Source organism: Paenibacillus tepidiphilus, assembly GCF_008635795.1.
In the GTDB taxonomy this organism is placed as follows: Bacteria; Bacillota; Bacilli; order Paenibacillales; family Paenibacillaceae; genus Paenibacillus_AQ; species Paenibacillus_AQ tepidiphilus.
This window is the reverse complement of sequence record NZ_VWRQ01000059.1, coordinates 1-1,482: the sequence shown is the minus strand read 5'-3', so window position 1 is coordinate 1,482 and position 1,482 is coordinate 1. Positions and strand designations below refer to the sequence as shown.

The following is a 1,482-nucleotide window of genomic DNA, read 5'->3' as shown; positions in this document are numbered from 1 at the left end:
TCCATGCGGATGGCTGCCCGCTGGCCGGAGGCCGCGCGGATCTCGCCCAGAATGGCCTCGGGGTTGTCCCCGGAGCCGCCGGAGCGGATATTCATACCGGATGACAAGCCCGCCGCAGCCGAACCGCCGGAGCGTTCGCTCTTGAAGCCTGCTGCGGCTTTGTGCACCGGCGCCGCCTGCTTCTTCCGGGCCTTCAGTGCCCGGCCCTTCAGCCCTGTCGGCACAGGAACGGCGGGCAAGCCCTGCTGCGCCTTACGCGCCTGCTTCGACATCGCCTCGCCCGAAGCCTGAGCGGCCTGTGCGTAGGCTTCGCCCATCTGGGTCGGCGGCACCTTGGACAGCTGCTCCAGAATCTGTCCCGGGTCCTCGGCCCGAATGTTTACCTTCTTGGCCTTGGCCGGCGCTTCTTTCTCCCCGGCCATTCCGCCAAGCAAATCGCCGAGCGACGGCTCCTTGGCGGCAACAGCCTCCTTCTCACCGCCGGCCTTCTCTTCCTTCGGCTTGGCTTTGGCCGGCTTGGCTTCGCCCTGTTCCCCGCCGGGTTCAGGCTTGCCCGCTTCTGCTGCGGGCGCCTCCTGGCCTTCCTTCGGCTTAGCCTTATCGCCTGTAGGCTCCGCCGCCTCCGCTTGCCGGTCACCTTCCGCTTCCGTCTGCGCCGCTTGGCGTTCACCATCAGCGACCGCCTCCGCTTGCGGCTTCTCCTGCTTGGCCCCCTGTCCCTGCGGGCTGGTCTTCACCAGCCCTTTGGCAGGGGCCTTGGCAGCAGCCTGCTGCTTATCGCGGTCTTCGGCAAGCTTAGATTCTTCCGCTGCTGCTCCGGAAGCTGGCTGTTTTATAGCTGCCTGTGTTTGCTGCACCTGGACAGGCATCTTTTCCTTCTCCTCCTGCACCTGGGCAGGCGGTTCTTCGTTCTCCTCCGGCACCTGGGCGAGAACAGCATTACCACGCTCCTGTTCGTTTGCCGGCGTCTTGCCTGCCGCCTCTCCTGCTGCCCCCGTCTCTGCCTTATTCCCCTGTTGCTCCTTCGCCCGGTCAGCGGACAGCTGTCCCAGCACTTCTGCGGCTGCCCGCCGCCCAATAGCCCGCTGCAGCAGGGCTAGCTCTTCCTTCGTCAATGACTCCGGATTGCGCCGGGCCCGGCGCAGCACCTCCACCGGGTCCGGACCGCGTACAGCCGCCGGCTTCACCAGCTCCAGCGGCTTTTGATATAGAATCTGCCGGGCGGGAGCTTTATCCTTCTCCTTGCCCACACTAGCGTTGGTCTGCAAATTACATCCCCCTCATGCCAAAAATGGATTCTACTGATTAAGTAAAATTAGAGGGGTGTTTCACAGCCGGGTAACGGAAGAAGGTTGTATTTACTTGCCGCCGCGCCAAAAAAAAGCAGAATCAGGACCACCCGTCCAACGGGTGGTTTGCTCTAGGGGTATAACCCCTTGTTGCCAAACTGCGCCTAAAGACGCTAGCCTGACCATACAATTG

The 1,482-nt window shown here is 63.1% G+C and carries 1 pseudogene; it reads right to left on the bottom strand.

From position 1 onward, the window contains the following. A pseudogene (locus F1379_RS29450) lies at window positions 1–1,268 on the bottom strand (HNH endonuclease); the annotation flags it as partial. Window positions 1,269–1,482: the final 214 nt, after the last annotated feature.